17 protein-coding genes are annotated in these 16925 nt (G+C 72.2%); 15 read left to right on the forward strand and 2 right to left on the reverse strand.

Annotated elements, in window-relative coordinates; translation table 11 throughout:
* Positions 1–51 precede the first annotated feature (51 nt).
* Complete coding sequence (locus ACIQMJ_RS07230; protein ID WP_499760052.1) at positions 52–1047, forward strand: chymotrypsin family serine protease; 996 nt, start codon at positions 52–54, stop codon at positions 1045–1047.
* Here ACIQMJ_RS07230 and ACIQMJ_RS07235 read toward each other — a convergent pair.
* A complete protein-coding gene (locus ACIQMJ_RS07235) occupies positions 1001–1732 on the reverse strand; it encodes an SDR family NAD(P)-dependent oxidoreductase (protein WP_499760053.1) in 732 nt (243 codons plus the stop codon). The genes ACIQMJ_RS07230 and ACIQMJ_RS07235 overlap by 47 nt on opposite strands.
* A gap of 102 nt (positions 1733–1834) precedes the next feature.
* Here ACIQMJ_RS07235 and ACIQMJ_RS07240 point away from each other — a divergent pair, with 102 nt between their 5' ends.
* The 8 genes from ACIQMJ_RS07240 (at position 1835) to ACIQMJ_RS07275 (ending at position 10308) form a co-directional block, all read left to right on the forward strand.
* The gene (locus ACIQMJ_RS07240) at positions 1835–2980 is read left to right on the forward strand and encodes a L,D-transpeptidase (RefSeq protein WP_499760054.1); all 1146 of its coding nucleotides are present in this window, start codon (positions 1835–1837) and stop codon (positions 2978–2980) included.
* Between the two features lie 602 nt (positions 2981–3582).
* Positions 3583–4380, forward strand: coding sequence for an alpha/beta fold hydrolase (locus ACIQMJ_RS07245; protein WP_499760055.1), 798 nt, complete (start codon positions 3583–3585; stop codon positions 4378–4380).
* Entirely contained in the window at positions 4377–5630 is a 1254-nt protein-coding gene (gene mshA / locus ACIQMJ_RS07250) for a D-inositol-3-phosphate glycosyltransferase (protein ID WP_499760056.1), read from the forward strand. The genes ACIQMJ_RS07245 and mshA overlap by 4 nt, the downstream gene beginning before the upstream one ends.
* On the forward strand, positions 5627–6109 hold the full coding sequence (locus ACIQMJ_RS07255; RefSeq protein ID WP_499760057.1) for a type III secretion system chaperone family protein: 483 nt from the start codon (positions 5627–5629) through the stop codon (positions 6107–6109). The genes mshA and ACIQMJ_RS07255 overlap by 4 nt, the downstream gene beginning before the upstream one ends.
* A 68-nt stretch (positions 6110–6177) precedes the next feature.
* Positions 6178–7071, forward strand: coding sequence for a DUF4349 domain-containing protein (locus ACIQMJ_RS07260; protein WP_499760058.1), 894 nt, complete (start codon positions 6178–6180; stop codon positions 7069–7071).
* A 408-nt stretch (positions 7072–7479) separates the two neighbouring features.
* Positions 7480–9045: a 4-coumarate--CoA ligase family protein gene (locus tag ACIQMJ_RS07265; RefSeq protein ID WP_499760059.1), complete on the forward strand. Its 1566-nt coding sequence runs from the start codon at positions 7480–7482 to the stop codon at positions 9043–9045.
* Positions 9046–9208: 163 nt separating this feature from the next.
* Positions 9209–9445 carry a hypothetical protein gene (locus ACIQMJ_RS07270; RefSeq protein WP_499760060.1) on the forward strand — a complete coding sequence of 79 codons (237 nt, stop codon included), beginning with the start codon at positions 9209–9211 and terminating at the stop codon, positions 9443–9445.
* A gap of 116 nt (positions 9446–9561) precedes the next feature.
* Complete coding sequence (locus ACIQMJ_RS07275; RefSeq protein WP_499760061.1) at positions 9562–10308, forward strand: phosphoglyceromutase; 747 nt, start codon at positions 9562–9564, stop codon at positions 10306–10308.
* Here the strand turns inward: ACIQMJ_RS07275 and ACIQMJ_RS07280 are convergent, their stop codons facing one another.
* A complete protein-coding gene (locus ACIQMJ_RS07280; protein WP_499760062.1) occupies positions 10309–10956 on the reverse strand; it encodes a DNA-binding response regulator in 648 nt (215 codons plus the stop codon).
* 37 nt (positions 10957–10993) lie between these two features.
* Between ACIQMJ_RS07280 and ACIQMJ_RS07285 the strand changes: the two genes are divergently transcribed.
* The 6 genes from ACIQMJ_RS07285 (at position 10994) to ACIQMJ_RS07310 (ending at position 16876) form a co-directional block, all read left to right on the forward strand.
* Positions 10994–11827 (forward strand): oxidoreductase, encoded by an 834-nt coding sequence (locus ACIQMJ_RS07285; protein WP_499760063.1) that lies wholly within the window; start codon positions 10994–10996, stop codon positions 11825–11827.
* A gap of 108 nt (positions 11828–11935) precedes the next feature.
* On the forward strand, positions 11936–13135 hold the full coding sequence (locus ACIQMJ_RS07290; RefSeq protein ID WP_499760064.1) for a sensor histidine kinase: 1200 nt from the start codon (positions 11936–11938) through the stop codon (positions 13133–13135).
* On the forward strand, positions 13132–13812 hold the full coding sequence (locus ACIQMJ_RS07295) for a response regulator (RefSeq protein WP_387485857.1): 681 nt from the start codon (positions 13132–13134) through the stop codon (positions 13810–13812). Before ACIQMJ_RS07290 ends, ACIQMJ_RS07295 begins: the two co-directional genes overlap by 4 nt.
* Positions 13813–13839: 27 nt before the next feature.
* Complete coding sequence (locus ACIQMJ_RS07300) at positions 13840–14850, forward strand: Ppx/GppA family phosphatase (RefSeq protein WP_499760065.1); 1011 nt, start codon at positions 13840–13842, stop codon at positions 14848–14850.
* Entirely contained in the window at positions 14850–16094 is a 1245-nt protein-coding gene (locus ACIQMJ_RS07305) for an Rv0497 family membrane protein (protein WP_499760066.1), read from the forward strand. The genes ACIQMJ_RS07300 and ACIQMJ_RS07305 overlap by 1 nt, the downstream gene beginning before the upstream one ends.
* Positions 16091–16876 (forward strand): sugar phosphate isomerase/epimerase family protein, encoded by a 786-nt coding sequence (locus ACIQMJ_RS07310; protein WP_141980176.1) that lies wholly within the window; start codon positions 16091–16093, stop codon positions 16874–16876. Before ACIQMJ_RS07305 ends, ACIQMJ_RS07310 begins: the two co-directional genes overlap by 4 nt.
* Positions 16877–16925: the final 49 nt, after the last annotated feature.

Raw genomic sequence — 16925 nt, forward strand, 5'->3', positions numbered from 1 at the left:
ATCCTCACTCCACGCGTTTCATGGAGGTAGGGGCACCCGTTGGAGGTCGTCATGGCCTACCCCGACGACGATCGCGCGGCCGTCAGGCCGATCAAGAAGCTGGTTGAGGACGATTTCCTGAGCCGACCCGGCGTGGTGGGTGTCGACCTCGGCGAGAAGACCGTCGGCGGCCGGGTGACCGGTGAGCTGGCGATCGTCGTGTTCGTCCGCCGCAAGGGACCCGCCGCCCAGTTCGCCATCCCGCCGGACGTGCTCGGCGTGCCGACCGACGTGGTCGAGGACACGTTCTGGCCGCACCACACCATCGCGTCGCCGGAGGGCGTGAGCGGCGCGGAGCGGCACGAGTCGCTGGTGGGCGGCATCGGGATCGGACCGAGCCGGGCGGTCCGGCTGGTGCCGCCCGACGTCGCCGAGGTCGACGACTACGTGGTGGCCGGGACGCTCGGCGCGCTGGTCCGGCCGCGGTGCAGGCACGTGGTGATGGCGTTGACGGCGTTCCACGTGGCCTGCGTGGACGACGCCTGGGCGGTCGGCGACCCGATGGTGCACCCGTCCCGCGTGGACGGCGGGCACCCGGTGCACGACCGGGTCGGCGCGCTGGCGCGGGCCGCGCTGTCCGGGCAGGTGGACGCCGCCGCGATCGTGCTGACCACGCCGCGCGCCCGACCCGAGGTGGTGGGGCTCGGGCCGGTCACCGGCCAGGCGCGGGCGCGGGTGGGCGACCGGGTGCGCAAGCGCGGCCGGACGACGGCGGTGACCGAGGGCGTGGTGGCGTCCACGGACGCGGCGATCACGCTGGACTTCGGCGTGGGGCTGGGCGTGCGGACGCTGCACGACCAGATCCGGATCGAGACGCCGAGGTTCGCCGACCACGGCGACTCGGGCGCGGTGCTGCTGGACGACGCGAACCGGGTGGTGGGGCTGTACTGCGGCGGGAGCCCGGACCGGGGGTTCGCGAACCCCATCGGCCCGGTGCTCGACCAGTTGGACGTGGAGCTGATCACGCCCGGTGGACGCGGGACGCCGACGCCTGCGCCCGGGGCTTGAGCACGATCTGGTCCAGGTTCACGTGCGACGGCCTGGTCACCGCGAACGCGATCACGTCCGCCACGTCGTCGGCGGTCAGCGGCGTGACGCCCTGGTAGACGGCGGCCGCGCGGTCGGCGTCGCCGTCGAACCGGTTCACCGAGAAGTCGGTCTCCACCATGCCCGGCAGGACCTCGGTCACGCGGACCGGTTGGCCGAGCAGTTCGCCGCGCAGCGTGCGGTGCAGGGCGGACTGGGCGTGCTTGGCCGAGGTGTAGCCGGAGCCGTTGTCGTATGCCTCGTAGGCGGCGATCGAGGTGACGCTGACGACGTGCCCGTCACCCGAGGCGATCAGCTTCGGCAGCAGGCCCTTGGTGACGCGCAGGGTGCCCAGCACGTTCGTCTCCCACATCCACCGCCAGTGCTCCTCGTCGGCCTCGGCGACGGTGGCCAGGCCGCGCGCGCCGCCCGCGTTGTTGACCAGCACGTTCGCCTCGGGCACGGCGTCGACGAAGGACTCGACGGACGGGGCGGAGGTGACGTCCAGTTCGACCGCGGTACCCCCGATCTCGTCCGCGATAGCCTTGAGGCGGTCGAGCCGCCGAGCGCCGAGCACCACGTGGAAGCCCTCGGCGGCGAGCCGGCGGGCGGTCGCCTCACCGATCCCCGCGCTGGCTCCGGTAACGACTGCGATAGGACGGTTCACGCCGATGATCCTATGTGCGGGCCGCGCACGTGACGCGGATCACCCGCACCAGGCGTCGCGTGGGACGTCCTTCGATCAGGAGGTCGTAACGTGCGTCGTAACGTGCACAGGACAGTGGCGGCTCTGCTGCTCGGCTTGGCCCTGGTGGCCGGCTGCTCGGCGAAGGTGGAACAGGGCACGGCCAAACCGGTCGGCGGCGACAAGCCGCCGGTGGCCAAGTTCACCACCGCGCCCCCGGACGGTGCGGCCGACGCGCCGGTGAGCCAACCGGTGCAGGTCACCGTGGCCGAGGGTGTCATCGACCAGGTCGCGGTCACCAACCCCGAGGGCAAGGCCGTCGCCGGCAGGCTCTCCGAGGACAAGAAGGCTTGGACCAGCACCGAGCCGCTCGGCTTCGGCAAGACCTACGCCTACAGCGGCCGGGCGACCGGGACCGACGGGCGGCCGGTCGAGCTCAAGGGCGGGTTCAGCACGGTCAACCCGGCTTCCCAGGTGCGCGCCACGCTGTTCCCCGGCGACAACCAGACGGTGGGCGTGGCCGTGCCGATCAAGGTCGAGTTCGACGCCGACGTCTCGGACCGGGCGACGGTGGAGAAGGCGCTGACGGTGACCAACTCGGCGGGCGTCCAGGGTCGTTGGGCCTGGCTGAACTCGCACGAGGTGCACTACCGGCCGGAGACGTACTGGCCCGCGAACACCCAGATCCACGTCGAGGCGAAGCTGTACGGGGTGCCCTACGGCGGCGGCGCGTACGGGCGGGCGGACGTGACGAGCGACTTCACCATCGGCCGGAACCAGGTCGTGAAGATCGACAACCCGACGCACCAGCTGGTCGTGCAGCGGGACGGGCAGACGGTGGCGACGTACCCGGCGTCCTTCGGCAAGCCGGATGACGCGGAGCTGACGACGCCGAACGGCACGTTCGTGGTGATGGAGAAGTTCGAGCAGTTCAGCTTCGACAACCCGCGGTACGGGTACACGAACGTGGTCAAGAAGTGGGCCGTGCGGATTTCCAACCACGGTGAGTTCATCCACGAGAACAACGACAACGCGGGGAACATCGGGAAGGCCAACACGTCGCACGGGTGCGCGAACCTGTTGGAGGCCGATGCGAAGGCGTACTACGACAGCGCGTTGATCGGCGATCCGGTGGAGGTGACCGGGTCGATCACGACGTTGCCGGCGCAGTTCGAGTGGTACGACTGGCAGATCCCGTGGGCGCAGTGGCAGACGATGTCGGCGCTGTGAGGGGTGGTTGCGGATTGTCGGTTCGGGGCGGGTTGATGGGTCAGTCCGGCTCGAATTGACATGGGGCCCTTACGGGCACTCCAGGCAGGCCAAAGCACCCGAACCCATGTCAAATCGAGCCTAGGTGGGCTGGCTGCGGGTCCGTTGTGGTTCCACACGTGATTTTACGCGTAATTCGCACTGGGGCCCGCCGCCGGTTTATCGCCATCTCACTCGCTGGCCACGTCGCCTGTATTCAATATCCCTCATACGTATCCCCCGTGTCGTCGATACCGCGATGAGTGCGCTGCCGCCTACCGCCGCTGGTTCTATCGCGGTCCCCGCCCCCGAACCCCGCCGCCGATTCGCTTCGCCGAATTGCCGCTGCCCACTCACCGCCTCGCCGCTCGCCGCTGTCCGCCCGGCGCTTCATCGAGCCCCGAGCGCCCCGCGCCCCACACCGCACCCCGCACCTCGCGCCCAGCACCTCGCCGTGGCCCCGCCGCCGACTCGGCTCGCCGCTCGCCCCCCGTCGTTCACCGCTGGTGCGAGTCGGTGGGGGTGAGGGCGGAAAATCGCTTGCTTCGGGAAGTGATGCGTTCGTCCGAGCGTTGTCACAGGTCGTGCAGAACACTCTCCTCGGCGCCGGGGGCGTCCGGCTGTCGGTCCGCGAGTCCGGGCCGGTCGACGCACCGGCGGTCGTGCTGGTGCACGGTTGGGCGCAGTCCGGGGAGGTGTGGCCACTCCACCCGTCCTTGCGCTCCTACGCCCTCGACCTGCGCGGTCACGGGTGGTCGGAGGTGGTCGAGGGCGGGTATCGGGAGTCCGGGACCTGGGCGGATGACCTGAAGGCGGTGCTCGAGCACGTCGGGCGGCCGGCGGTGGTGGTCGGGTGGTCGTACGGCGGGTTGGTGATCGCGGACTACCTGCGGGTACACGGGACTGTGGGTCTCAGCGGAGTGGTGTTGGTCGGGGCGGTCACCGAGATCGGGCGGGGGCGGGCCGGTGGGGTGACCGGGAAGGTCATGCAGGCGGCGCTGCCGGGGGCGTTCTCGGAGGATCCGGAGGTGGCGGTGCCCGCGTTGGCGCAGTTCTACCGGGACCAGGCTCCGGGGTTGGCCGGTGACGCGGTGCAGCGGATGCTGGGCACGGCGTTGCGGGTGCCGCCGCGGGTTCGGCGGGAGATGTTCCGGCGGGACGTGGACAGCGCCGCCGTGCTCAGGGCGGTGGACAAGCCGACACTGGTGGTGCACGGCACCGCCGACGAGGTGGTCGACCCGGCCGCCGGGGAGTACGCGGCGGCCCTGATCCCCGGAGCCGACTTGCGCCGCTACGACGGAGTGGCCCACGCGCCGTTCCTGGAACGACCGGAGCGCTTCGCGGCCGACCTGGCCGGGTTCGTCGCGGAGGTCTCGCGGTGAAGCGGGTGGCGGTCCTCTCCGTGCACACCTCGCCGCTGGAGCAACCCGGCACCGGTGACGCCGGCGGCATGAACGTCTACATCGTGCAGACGGCCACGCGGATGGCGCAGCGGGGCATCGCGGTCGAGATCTTCACGCGGGCCACGTCGTCGGAGTTGCCGCCGGTGGCCGAGCTCGCGCCCGGCGTGAAGGTGCGGCACGTGGTGGCGGGGCCGTTCGAAGGGCTCGGCAAGGAGGAGCTGCCCGGTCAGCTCTGCGCGTTCACGGCCGGTGTGCTGCGGGCCGAGGCGCGGCACGAGCCCGGTCACTACGACGTCGTGCACTCGCACTACTGGCTGTCCGGGCAGGTCGGCTGGCTGGCGCGGGAGCGGTGGGCGGTGCCGTTGGTGCACACGGCGCACACGTTGGCCAAGGTGAAGAACCTGGCGCTGGCGGCCGACGACACGCCGGAGCCCCGGATGCGGGTCATCGGCGAGGAGCAGGTGGTCGCCGAGGCGGACCGGCTCGTGGCCAACACCGAGGTCGAGGCGGCCGAGCTGATCAAGCTCTACGACGCGGACCCGGCGAAGGTGCTGGTCGTGCCGCCGGGGGTGGACCTCGAGCGGTTCACGCCCGGTGATCGGGACGGCGCGCGGGCGGCGCTGGGGTTGCCGCAGGACGCCGTCGTGCTGGCGTTCGTGGGGCGCATCCAGCCGTTGAAGGCGCCGGACGTGCTGTTGCGCGCCGCGGCGGAGATGGTGGCGCGCGACCCGGGGTTGCGGTCGCGGTTGGTGGTGCTGGTGGTGGGCGGGCCGTCCGGGTCGGGCATGAAGACGCCCGAGGAGCTGGTGCGGTTGGCGGCCGAGCTGCGGATCTCGGACGTGGTGCGGTTCCTGCCGCCGCAGGGTGGCGAGGCGCTGGCGCGGGTCTACCGGGCCGCCGACGTGGTCGCGGTGCCCAGCCACAACGAGTCGTTCGGGCTGGTGGCGCTGGAGGCGCAGGCGTGCGGCACGCCGGTGGTCGCGGCGGCGGTCGGCGGGTTGCCGGTGGCGGTGCGCGACGGCGTGTCCGGCGCGCTGGTGGACGGGCACGAGGCCGGGACGTGGGCGCGGGTGCTGTCGACCATCGCGCTCGACCCCGCCCGGCGGGAGGAGCTGGCGAGCAACGCCGTCGGGCACGCCCGCCGGTTCTCCTGGGACCGGACGACTGATTCACTCCTCGCCGGGTACGCCGAAGCCCGGGATGTGTTCCGCGAGGAGGTCTTCGCTTGAGCCTGGACGACGTCATCCGGTCGACGCTCGACGACCGCGAGCTGCGCTACGAGCACAAGGAACCCGGCCGGTTCTTCGTGACCCTGCCCGGCGCCAAGAAGCTCCAGACGAACTGCTGGCTGGTGGTCGGCAGGCACGCGCTGGTGGTAGAGGCGTTCGTGTGCCGCAAGCCGGACGAGGCGCACGAGGCCGTCTACCGGTTCCTGCTGCGGCGCAACGCCAGGCTGTACGGGGTGCACTACACGATCGACACGACCGGTGACATCTACCTGGTCGGCCGGATCGCGCCGCACGCCGTGACGCCGGACGAGCTGGACCGCGTGCTCGGGCAGGTGGTGGAGGCCGCGGACGGCGACTTCAACACCCTGCTGGAGATCGGGTTCGCCGGCGCGATCCAGCGGGAGTGGGACTGGCGGGTCTCGCGCGGCGAGTCGCTGGCCAACCTCCAGGCGTTCCGCCACCTGGTGTCCGAATCGTGATCGCGCCCGGGCAACGGGGGTGAGCCCGCGACCCGTCCCACCGGTGACCGCAGACCAGGGAGGGTCACATGGGCAGACGGGTGGGGCTGGTGGTCGCCGCTTTCGCGGTGGCGGCGCTGGCCGGGTGCGGGTCGAACGGCTCGGCGGGGTCGTCCGCGGACCAGGTGGCGGCGGTTCCCGCGCCCGCGCAGGACAACGCGCAGCGGGGCGGCACGCCGCCGAAGCAGGAGTCCGCGGGGGAGGCGCAGCAGGCGGGCACGTCGGCGCAGCAGAACCGGCAGCTCGTGCGCACGGCGACGGTCGACCTGCGCGCGCCGGACACCGACGCGGTGCTGGCGCGGGTCAAGGACCTGGTCATCGCGGAAGGCGGGTACTCCTCGCAGGAGCGGTCGCAGACCGGCCGCGCCTCGGTGACGGTGAAGGTGCCCGGCGACCGGTTGGACCCGGTGCTGGAGTCGATCGGCAGGCTGGAGGGCGTCGAGGTCGCCAGGCGTGAGCTGCAGACCGAGGACGTCACCGAGCAGGTCGTGGACATCGAGGCCAGGCTGGCGAACCAGCGGGCCAGCGTGGAGCGGGTGCGCGGGCTGCTGGACCGCGCCACGACCACGGCCGAGATCACCGACATCGAGGCCGAGCTGACCTCGCGGCAGTCCGAGCTGGAGTCGCTGCAACGCCGGTACGAGGCGCTCAAGGGCCAGACCGCGATGGCGACGCTGACCGTGTCGATCTCCGAGACGGGCGAGCCGGTGGCCGTGCAGGACGGGAACGACTTCCTGGACGCGTTCGCGGGCGGCTGGAAGGCGCTGGTGGAGGCGTTCTCGTGGCTGCTGGTGGTGCTGGGCGCGGTGCTGCCGTTCGCGGTGGTGCTGGGGCTGCCGGCGGTCGGCTACCTCTGGTGGCGGCGGCGTCGGAGGGCCACCGCCCCGGCCCCGGTCGCGGCCACTTCGACGAGTGCGCCGTAACACCGATCGAGACGGTTTCCTGACGAAAACGCTACGCAGAGCATCGCGCGGGAGCGCGGGGCGGCTTGGGAGAGAGGGGGAGTCGCGAGTTCAAGCCGCCCCGCGTCAGTCCCCGCGGTGGGTCCGGGCGGGGGGAGCCCGGGTTTCCCTGCGGGCCGCGGTTCGACGGGGGGAGGGCGAACCGCGATGGTGCCGCGCCGGTCGATCGGAGTGCGTGGGAGCCGACCCGCGAGGCCCTGCCAACTTGGCAGATGGCCGGTGATCCCCACAAGGGGCGGCGCTAGTCCATTCGAGTGTTCTTAGCCGAGTTAAGTAACGCTGTAGCGGCACGGTCGCCGTCCTTGACCAGCGATGTGGCTTGACTCACGATGGCGGGATCCCGGCCCCCTGGATGAATGAGGCAGCCGCATGGTCTTCCGCAGTCCGTTCCCCGATGTCGCGGTCCCGGACGTCACGCTGCACGAGTTGCTGCTCGCCGACCTCGGCGAGCGCGCCGACCGGGTCGCCCTGGTCGACGGCACCTCGGGCGCGTCGCTGACGTACCGCCAACTGGCCGGGGCGGTCGACCGCCTGGCCGCCGCGCTGGCCGCCAGGGGGATCGGCAAGGGCGACGTCGTCGGCATCCTCAGCCCGAACACCCCGTACTACGCCGTCGTGTTCCACGGCATCCTGCGCGCGGGCGCCACCGCGACCACCATCAACGCCCTCTACACGGCGGACGAGGTCGCGCACCAGCTCCGCGACGCCGGCGCGAAGATGCTGTTCACGGTGTCCGTGCTGCTGCCCAACGCCGCGCCGGGCGCGGAGAGGGCGGGCATCTCCGACGTGGTCGTGCTGGACGCCGCCGAGGGCTACCCCAGCCTGTCGTCGCTGCTGGCGAACACCGAGCCGGTGCCCGAGGTCCCGATCGACCCGGCGCAGGACGTGGCCGTGCTGCCGTACTCGTCGGGCACGACCGGCCGGGCCAAGGGCGTGATGCTGACGCACCGCAACCTGGTCGCGAACATCGTCCAGTGCGGGCCGCTGCTCAAGATCGGCGAGAGCACGAAGGTCCTCGCCGTGCTGCCGTTCTTCCACATCTACGGCATGCAGGTGCTGATGAACAACGGCCTGCACGTCGGCGCGACGGTGGTGACGCTGCCGAAGTTCGACCTGCCCGAGTTCCTGCGCGTGATCCAGGACCACCGCACCGACCGCGTCTACATCGCGCCGCCGGTCGCCGTGGCGCTGGCCAAGCACCCGCTGGTCGACCAGTACGACCTGTCCGGCATCGACACGATCTTCTCCGGCGCCGCGCCGCTGGACGTCGACCTGGCGGCGGCCGTGGCCAAGCGCCTGGGCTGCCGCATCTCGCAGGGCTACGGGATGACCGAGATGAGCCCGGTCAGCCACGCCATCCCGGACGGCCGCGACGACATCTCCGTCGGCACGGTGGGCGTCATCGCGCCGAACATGGAGTGCCGCTTCGTGGACCCGGCCACCGGCGAGGACGTGGGCGTCGGTGAGCGCGGCGAGCTCTGGTGCCGCGGCCCGAACGTGATGAAGGGCTACCTGAACAACCCCGAGGCCACCGCCGCCACCCTCGACGACGAGGGCTGGCTGCACACCGGCGACGTCGCCGTGATCGACGAGAACGGCCTGGTCAGCATCGTCGACCGGGTCAAGGAGCTGATCAAGTACAAGGGCTACCAGGTCCCGCCCGCCGAACTGGAGGCCCTGCTGCTGACCCACCCGGAGATCGCCGACGCGGCCGTGGTCGGCGTGCGCGACGAGGAGGGCGAGGAGGTGCCGAAGGCGTACATCGTCCGCCAACCGGGCGCGGCCCTGGACGAGTCCGCCGTGATGGAGTTCGTGGCCTCCCAGGTCGCCCCGCACAAGAAGGTCCGGGTCGTGGAGTTCATCGACGCGATCCCGAAGTCCGCCTCCGGCAAGATCCTGCGCAAGGACCTGCGGGCCCGCGAGGCGTCCGCCTGATCGACCTTCGGCGAGACCCCCGGTGGCGACCACGCTGCCGGGGGTTCTTCCGTGGTCGGGTGTCCCACGATCGTGTTGATCTCGGCTACTGGGCGAGCCGGACCGGTCACGCTCCACAACCATGTCGGGTGCGAATCGGAATCACACATCGGAGAACACACGCATGCGCATCCTCGGAAAGCTGGCCGTCGCGGCCGGCGCCACCGCCGTCATCCTGCTCGCCGCACCGGCCGCCAACGCGTCCTCGATGGACGCCGTCCCGCGCACCAGCCCGCTGGCCGCGGTGCAGAAGGTGGTCGGCGGCCTGCTCGGCGGCGTGACCGGTGGGCTCGGCGGGGGCGCGCTCGGTGGCGCGACCGGCGGTCTCGGTGGCGGCGCGCTCGGCGGTCTCGGCGGCTGATCCGGCTTCGGGTCGGGCCCGTCAGCGGCCCGACCCGGCCGCCGTCGGCTGCACCGATCAAGATCACACCTACCACCGGCGTTCGGCGCGCCGGCGCATCTGGCAGGCTGACGCCCATGGCTGTCGGAACCCTGGTGTTGCTCCGCCACGGCGAGAGCGTCTGGAACGCGGAGAACCTGTTCACCGGCTGGGTGGACGTCCCCCTCTCGGAGAAGGGCGTGAACGAGGCGAAGCGCGGCGGCGTGCTGCTGCGCGAAGCGGGTGTGCTGCCCGAGGTGGTGCACACGTCGCTGCTGCGGCGGGCCATCGGCACCGCCAACCTCGCCCTCGACGCGGCCGACCGGCACTGGATCCCGGTGCGCCGGGACTGGCGGCTCAACGAGCGCCACTACGGCGCGTTGCAGGGCAAGAACAAGAAGCAGACGCTGGAGGAGTTCGGCGAGGAGCAGTTCATGCTCTGGCGCCGCTCCTACGACACCCCGCCGCCGCCGATCGAGCCCGGCACCGAGTTCAGCCAGGACAGCGACCCGCGCTACGCCGACCTCGGCCCCGACCTGCCGCTCACCGAGTGCCTGCTGGACGTGGTCAAGCGGATGATCCCCTACTGGGAGTCGGCCATCGTGCCGGACCTGCGCACGGGCCGGACGGTCCTCGTCGCCGCGCACGGCAACTCGCTGCGGGCCCTGGTCAAGCACCTCGACGGCATCTCGGACGAGGCCATCGCGGGCCTGAACATCCCCACCGGCATCCCGCTGCGCTACGACCTGGACGACGAGCTGAAGCCGCTCAAGCCGGGCGGCGAGTACCTCGACCCCGACGCGGCGGCGGACGCCATCAAGGCCGTCGCCAACCAGGGTCGGTAGTCACACCAGGCCCAGCTCGCGGGCCCGCGCTCCGGCCTGGAAGCGGGAGGACGCGCCCAGAGCGGTCATCAGCTCCGCCACGCGACGGCGGTACGTGCGCAGGGACACGCCCAGCGCGCGTGCCGCCGTCTCGTCCGTCCAGCCCTCGTTCAACGCGTCCAGCACCCCCGGCGCGAACGCCCGCAGCTCGGCCATCTCCGCCTCGTGCACGGCCAGCTCGGTGCCCGCCCGCCACGCCGCCTCGAACAGCGACGTGATCCCGTGCACGACCTCCGGCTGCGTGATCACGCTGTAGCTGCGCGCGCCGTGCGACTCGTCGCCCGCCAGGATCACCACCCGGCCGTCCAGCACGATCGTCTCGTTCACGTCGTGCGCGCTGACCCGCACGTTCGCGCCGTGGTCGGCCATGTGCCGCGCGTGGCCGGCCCACCTCGGGTCGAGCAGGGTGCTCAACCGGAACAGCTTGCGCACCCGCAGGCCGGGCGGGTGCTGCGCGATACCCGTGCGCGGGTGGGTCCCCATCCACGTGCGCAGCGCGTTCGCCGCGCACAGCAGCTCGCTCCTGGTCGCCGCGAACAGGTGCGCCGTCCGCTCGTACAGCTCCGCCTCGCCGCGCACCACGGTCACCGTCTCCACGTCCACGAGCATGGCAGCAACCTGCCAATCCCGGCGCGCGTGATCGCCGATGGCGATCGTGGACACCATGCTGAACCTCAACCGCGTCGGGTACGGCGCCATGCAGCTCGCGGGCAAGCACGTCTTCGGGCCGCCCGCCGACCCGGAGAACGCCAAGGCCGTGCTGCGCCGCGCCGTCGAGCTCGGCGTGGACCACATCGACACCAGTGACTTCTACGGCCCGCACGTGGTCAACGAGCTGATCAAGGCCGCGCTGCACCCCTACCCGGAGAACCTGACCATCGTCACGAAGGTCGGCTACCGGCGCACCCCGGACGGCGACTGGGTGACCGCGCGGGAGCCGGGGCAGCTGCGCGACGCCGTGCACGACAACCTGCGCCGGCTCGGCCTGGAGCGGCTGGACGTGGTCAACCTCCGCATCGGCGGCGCGGACGACCCGGAGTCGGTCGAGGAGCCGTTCACCGTGCTCGCCGAGCTGCGAGAGCAGGGCCTGATCCGCGACCTCGGCCTGAGCAACGTCCACGAGCACCACCTGGACCAGGCCCTGGCGATCGCGCCCGTGGTGTGCGTGCAGAACCTCTACAACGTCACCGAGCGCCACGACGACAAGCTGCTCGACCGCACCACCGCGGAGGGCATCGCCTACGTGCCGTTCTTCCCGCTGGGCGGCTTCACGCCGCTGCAGCACGCGACGCTGGGCGAGGTCGCCGCGAGGCGCGGCGCGACCGACCGGCAGGTCGCCCTGGCGTGGCTGCTGCACCGCGCGCCGAACGTGCTCCTGATCCCCGGGACGTCCTCCACCCGTCACCTCGAGGAGAACCTGGCGTCGGCCGATCTGCACCTGTCCGAACACGACCTGACTCAATTGGACACGATTGGGTGAACGCCGGTCGTCCGCCGGGAAAACTTCGGTCCCGGACGGTGTCGCGGGAGTCACGAACCACGGCTGAGCTCTAGGCCGTACCCCGCCTGACCTGCTTACGATGCGCTCGTGACCGCAACGGGTTACCTCGTCCTGTCGATCGGCGCTCTGCTGATCGGCGGCACCGCGTTTCTCGCCGGACGGGCTACCGCACGTGCCCGCGAAACGCGCCCCAAGGGCCTCACCGTCGCCGACCTGATGGCCATGGTCGTCCACTCGTCCCCCGACGGCCTCGTCGTGCTCAACGGCTTCGGGGACGTCGTGCTGCACAACGCCCGCGCCGAGGAGCTGGGCGTGGTGCGCAACAACCGGGTGGACGACCGGGCCCGGCGCGCCGCCGAGATGGCCCGCCGCGACGGCGGCGTGATCGCGGTGGACCTGTCGTCGCTGGAGGTCATCAAGGGCCGCCAGCCGCAGGCCGTGCACGCCACCGTCAAGGTGCTCACCGAGGGCTTCGTCGTGGTCGACGCCTCCGACGAGTCGGAGTCGGTGCGGCTGGAGGCGACCCGGCGCGACTTCGTGGCCAACGTCAGCCACGAGCTGAAGACCCCGGTCGGCGCGCTCGCGCTGCTGGCCGAGGCGGTGCTGGACGCCGCGGACGACCAGGAGGAGGTCCGCCGGTTCAGCGCCAAGATCATGCAGGAGGCCACCCGGCTGGGCACCCTGGTCACCGAGCTGATCGCGCTGTCGCGCCTGCAGGGCGCGGAGAAGCTGCCGGAGCTCGGCCGGGTGGACGTGGACGTGGTCATCGACGAGGCGATGGGCCGCTCCCGGCTGGCCGCCGAGTCCGCGGGCATCGAGATCGCCACCGACGAGCCGAGCGGCCTGGAGGTGGAGGGCGACCGGACGCTGCTGGTCACCGCGTTGAGCAACCTGCTCGACAACGCGGTCGCGTACTCGCCGCCGGGCAGCCCCGTGTCGGTCAGCCGCAAGCTCGTGGACGGCTTCGTCGAGATCGCCGTCACCGACCGCGGCATCGGCATCGCCGAGGACCAGCAGACCCGCGTCTTCGAGCGCTTCTACCGGGTCGACAAGGCCCGCTCGCGCGCCACCGGCGGCACCGGGCTCGGCCTCGCCATCGTCAAGCACGTCGCCAACAACCACGGCGGCGAGGTGAAGCTGTGGAGCCTGCCGGGCACCGGCTCCACGTTCACGCTGCGCATCCCGGCTCATCCCGACCAGGACGAGCCCACCCAGGACCTGCCCAAGCAGGAGCTGGCGAGCCCCGTGCCGAGCGGCACGGGCGGCAACCACGGAGGAGAGCTGTGACCAGGGTGCTCATCGTGGAGGACGAGGAGTCCTTCTCCGATCCGCTCGCCTTCCTGCTGCGCAAGGAGGGCTTCACCGCGGCGCTCGCGGCCAACGGCCAGGACGCGCTGGAGGAGTTCGACCGCAACGGCGCCGACATCGTGCTGCTCGACCTCATGCTGCCCGGGATGAGCGGCACGGACGTCTGCAAGCAGCTGCGCGCGCGCTCGGCCGTGCCGGTGATCATGGTCACCGCGCGGGACAGCGAGATCGACAAGGTCGTCGGGCTGGAGCTGGGCGCGGACGACTACGTCACGAAGCCGTACTCGGCCCGCGAGCTGATCGCCCGCATCCGCGCCGTGCTGCGCCGCGGCGGCGAGTCCGAGGAGCTGCTGCCGCAGGTCCTGGAGGCGGGACCGGTGCGGATGGACGTCGAGCGGCACGTGGTGACCGTGGACGGCGCCGAGGTGAGCCTGCCGCTCAAGGAGTTCGACCTCCTGGAGTACCTGCTGCGCAACGTGGGCCGGGTGTTGACCCGCGGCCAACTGATCGACCGGGTGTGGGGCGCGGACTACGTCGGGGACACCAAAACCCTGGACGTGCACGTCAAGCGGCTGCGGTCGAAGATCGAGCCCGACCCGTCGACCCCGCGCCACCTCGTCACCGTGCGCGGACTGGGATACAAGTTCGAATCGTGATCGTCCCGACCAGGTACGGTGCACCGCGTGCGCCTCGGGGTGCTTGATGTCGGGTCCAACACCGTCCACCTCTTGGTGGTGGACGCTCATCGGGGTGCCCACCCGACGCCGATGAGCTCGGAGAAGTCCGTGCTGCGCCTCGCGGAGCAGCTGGACGGCTCCGGGACGCTCGGGCGCGAGGGCGCCGACCAGCTGGTGCGCACCGTCGCCGCGTCCAAGGCGGCGGCGGAGCGGCTGGGCTGCGAGGACCTGATGGCGTTCGCCACGTCGGCGGTGCGCGAGGCGGGCAACTCCGCCGAGGTGCTGGACCGGGTGCGCGCCGAGACCGGCGTCGACCTGAAGGTGCTGACCGGCGAGGACGAGGCGCGCTACACGTTCCTCGCGGTGCGCCGCTGGTACGGCTGGTCGGCGGGCCGGCTGCTGTGCCTGGACATCGGCGGCGGGTCGCTGGAGCTCGCGGTCGGCGTGGACGAGGAGCCGGAGGAGGCGTTCTCCGTGCCGCTGGGCGCGGGCAGGCTGACCCGGACCCGGTTCCGCCACGACCCGCCGACCCGGTCCGAGGTGCGCGAGACCACCGAGTGGCTGGCCGAGCAGCTGGCGCCGGTGACGAAGAAGATCCGCCGAGTGGGTACCCCCGATCGAGTGGTCGCGACGTCGAAGACGTTCCGCACGCTGGCGAGGCTGACCGGCGCGGCGCCGTCGTCGGCCGGTCCGCGTGCGCGGCGCGTGCTCACCGACTCGGGCCTGCGGCAGCTCATCGGGTTCATCTCCCGGATGTCCGCGGCCGACCTGGCCGAGCTCGAAGGGGTGAGCGCCAGCCGGGCTCACCAGCTGGTGGCGGGTGCTCTCGTGGCGGAGGCCACGATGCGAGCCCTGTCACTGGACGAGTTGGAGATTTGTCCCTGGGCCCTGCGGGAAGGTGTCATCCTGCGTCGGCTGGACCACACTAACGGTTCGGACCTGGACACCCCGCCGGACCGCACCCGCCGGACGGGTGACACTGGACGGACTGGCCGCCACGGGGCACGGTGGAGTTGATGAGTCGAGAGAGCGAGTCGGAGCAGACCCAGCGCACCGTCGCGGAGTTGCTCGCCCAGTACGGCGGGGGCTCCGGCGAGGTGACGCCGCGTCGGCGACGGCGGCGGGCCGAGGAGAACACGGAGACCGGTCCGCAGGCCATCATCGACCGCGTCAACTCCGACAGCGGCCGGCTGCGCGCCATCCGGGACGAGCCCGAGCCGCCGCCCGCCGCGCCGCCCCCCGCGCCACCGCCGCCCGCCGCCCCGCCGCCCGCGCCGCTGCCCCAGCGGCAGCGCCAGCGCGCCGTCGAGGCCGAGCGCACCGCGTACCAGCCGCCGCCGCCCCCGCTGTCGCGGCCGGAGCCGCCGGTGGCGCGCCCGGAACCGCCGATCTCCCGGCTGGAGCCGCCCGCCTCCCGGCCGGAGCCCCCGTCGGCGCGGCTGGAGGCGCCGAAGAAGGCCGAGAGCGGGCGCAGACGGGCACCCGAGGTGGACCCGGCCGAGGAGACCCGGGTCGTGCCGCCGATCGTGGCCGACTACCAGGGCGAGCCGTCGCGGTCCAACCTGCCGAAACCGCCGGTCAAGCCGGAGCCGTCGCGGACGAACCTGGTGCGGCCCGTGCCGCCCGGCGCGCCGCCCGCGGTCAAGCCGCCGGTGCGCGAGCCGGTGACCGAGGTGATGCCGCGCATCACCGACAAGCTGACGCCGAACGTGCCGCTGGAGTCGCTGCCGACCGAGTCGGTGCTGATCGTGCCGCCCGCGCCGCCGCGGCTGCCCGACCCGCTGCCCGACCAGTCCCCCGAGGACTGGTTCGGTGACGACGACGAGCCCGAAGAGGTGGTGGAGCAGGAGAGCACGGCGTTCCACCCGTACGTCGACCTCGACGAGGAGGACGACGACTACCCGAGCCGCGACTTCCAGCGCCGCGACCTCGACGACGACGAGCCCGCGGGCCTGGCCGACCTCGACGACGAGGACGACGACCGGCCCGCCGCCCGCTCCGCCGGCAAGGAGTGGCTGCTCATGATCGGCCAGCTCGCGGCCGGCGTGGTCGGCGGTGCGGCGCTGTGGCTCGGCTTCAACTTCCTGTGGCGCACGGCCGCGCCCGCGGCGCTGGTGGTGGCCCTGGCGGTGACCGTCGGCCTGGTCATGATGGTGCGCAAGATCCGCCGCGCGGACGACCTGCAGACCACCGTCCTGGCCGTGCTGGTCGGGCTGATCGTGACGGTGTCGCCCGCGGCGATGCTGCTGGTGAACAATTGATCCCGGTCGGCCTGTCCACCGCGGCCGTGTGGCCGCAGCCCGCGGGCGCCGCGTTCGAGGCGGCGGCGGAGCTGGGCTACGACGGCGTCGAGCTCATGGTGTGGGCCGACCCGGTGAGCCAGGACGTGCGGGCCGTCGAACGGCTCTCCAAGCGCTACGGCATGCCGGTGCTGGCCGTGCACGCGCCGTGCCTGCTGATCAGCCAGCGGGTGTGGTCGCCGGACCCGGCCGAGCGGCTGCGGCGCAGCGTGCGGGCGGCGTCCGACCTGGGCGCGCGCACGGTCGTGCTGCACCCGCCGTTCGTGTGGCAGCGGCGGTACGCCGAGGGGTTCGCCGACCTGGTCTCCTCGCTGGAGGACGAGAGCGGCGTCGCCATCGCGGTGGAGAACATGTTCCCGGTGCGGCGTCCCCTGGGGCGAGGGCGATCGGTGCAGGTCACGGCGTTCCGCCCGTCGATCGACCCGACCGACGTGGGCCACCGCAACTACACGCTGGACCTGTCGCACGCGTCCGCCGCGCACCAGGACACGATGGAGCTGGCCAAGCGCATGGGCGACGGGCTGACCCACGTGCACCTGGCCGACGGCTCCGGCCTGCCCAAGGACGAGCACCTGGTGCCCGGTCGCGGCACCCAGCCGTGCGGCGAGCTGCTGGCCCACCTGACCCGCACGGGCTTCACCGGCCAGGTCGTGCTGGAGGTCAACACCCGCCGCGCCCGCACCGCCGCCGAACGCGCCGAACTGCTCTCCGAATCGCTCCTCTTCGCCCGCCTCCACCTCTGACTTGCGCGAACGCGTGAGTCCCACGTTCGCGTCGCGCGAGTCCCACGTC

It is taken from the genome of Actinosynnema sp. NPDC091369, assembly GCF_044757065.1.
Taxonomy (GTDB): domain Bacteria; phylum Actinomycetota; class Actinomycetes; order Mycobacteriales; family Pseudonocardiaceae; genus Actinosynnema.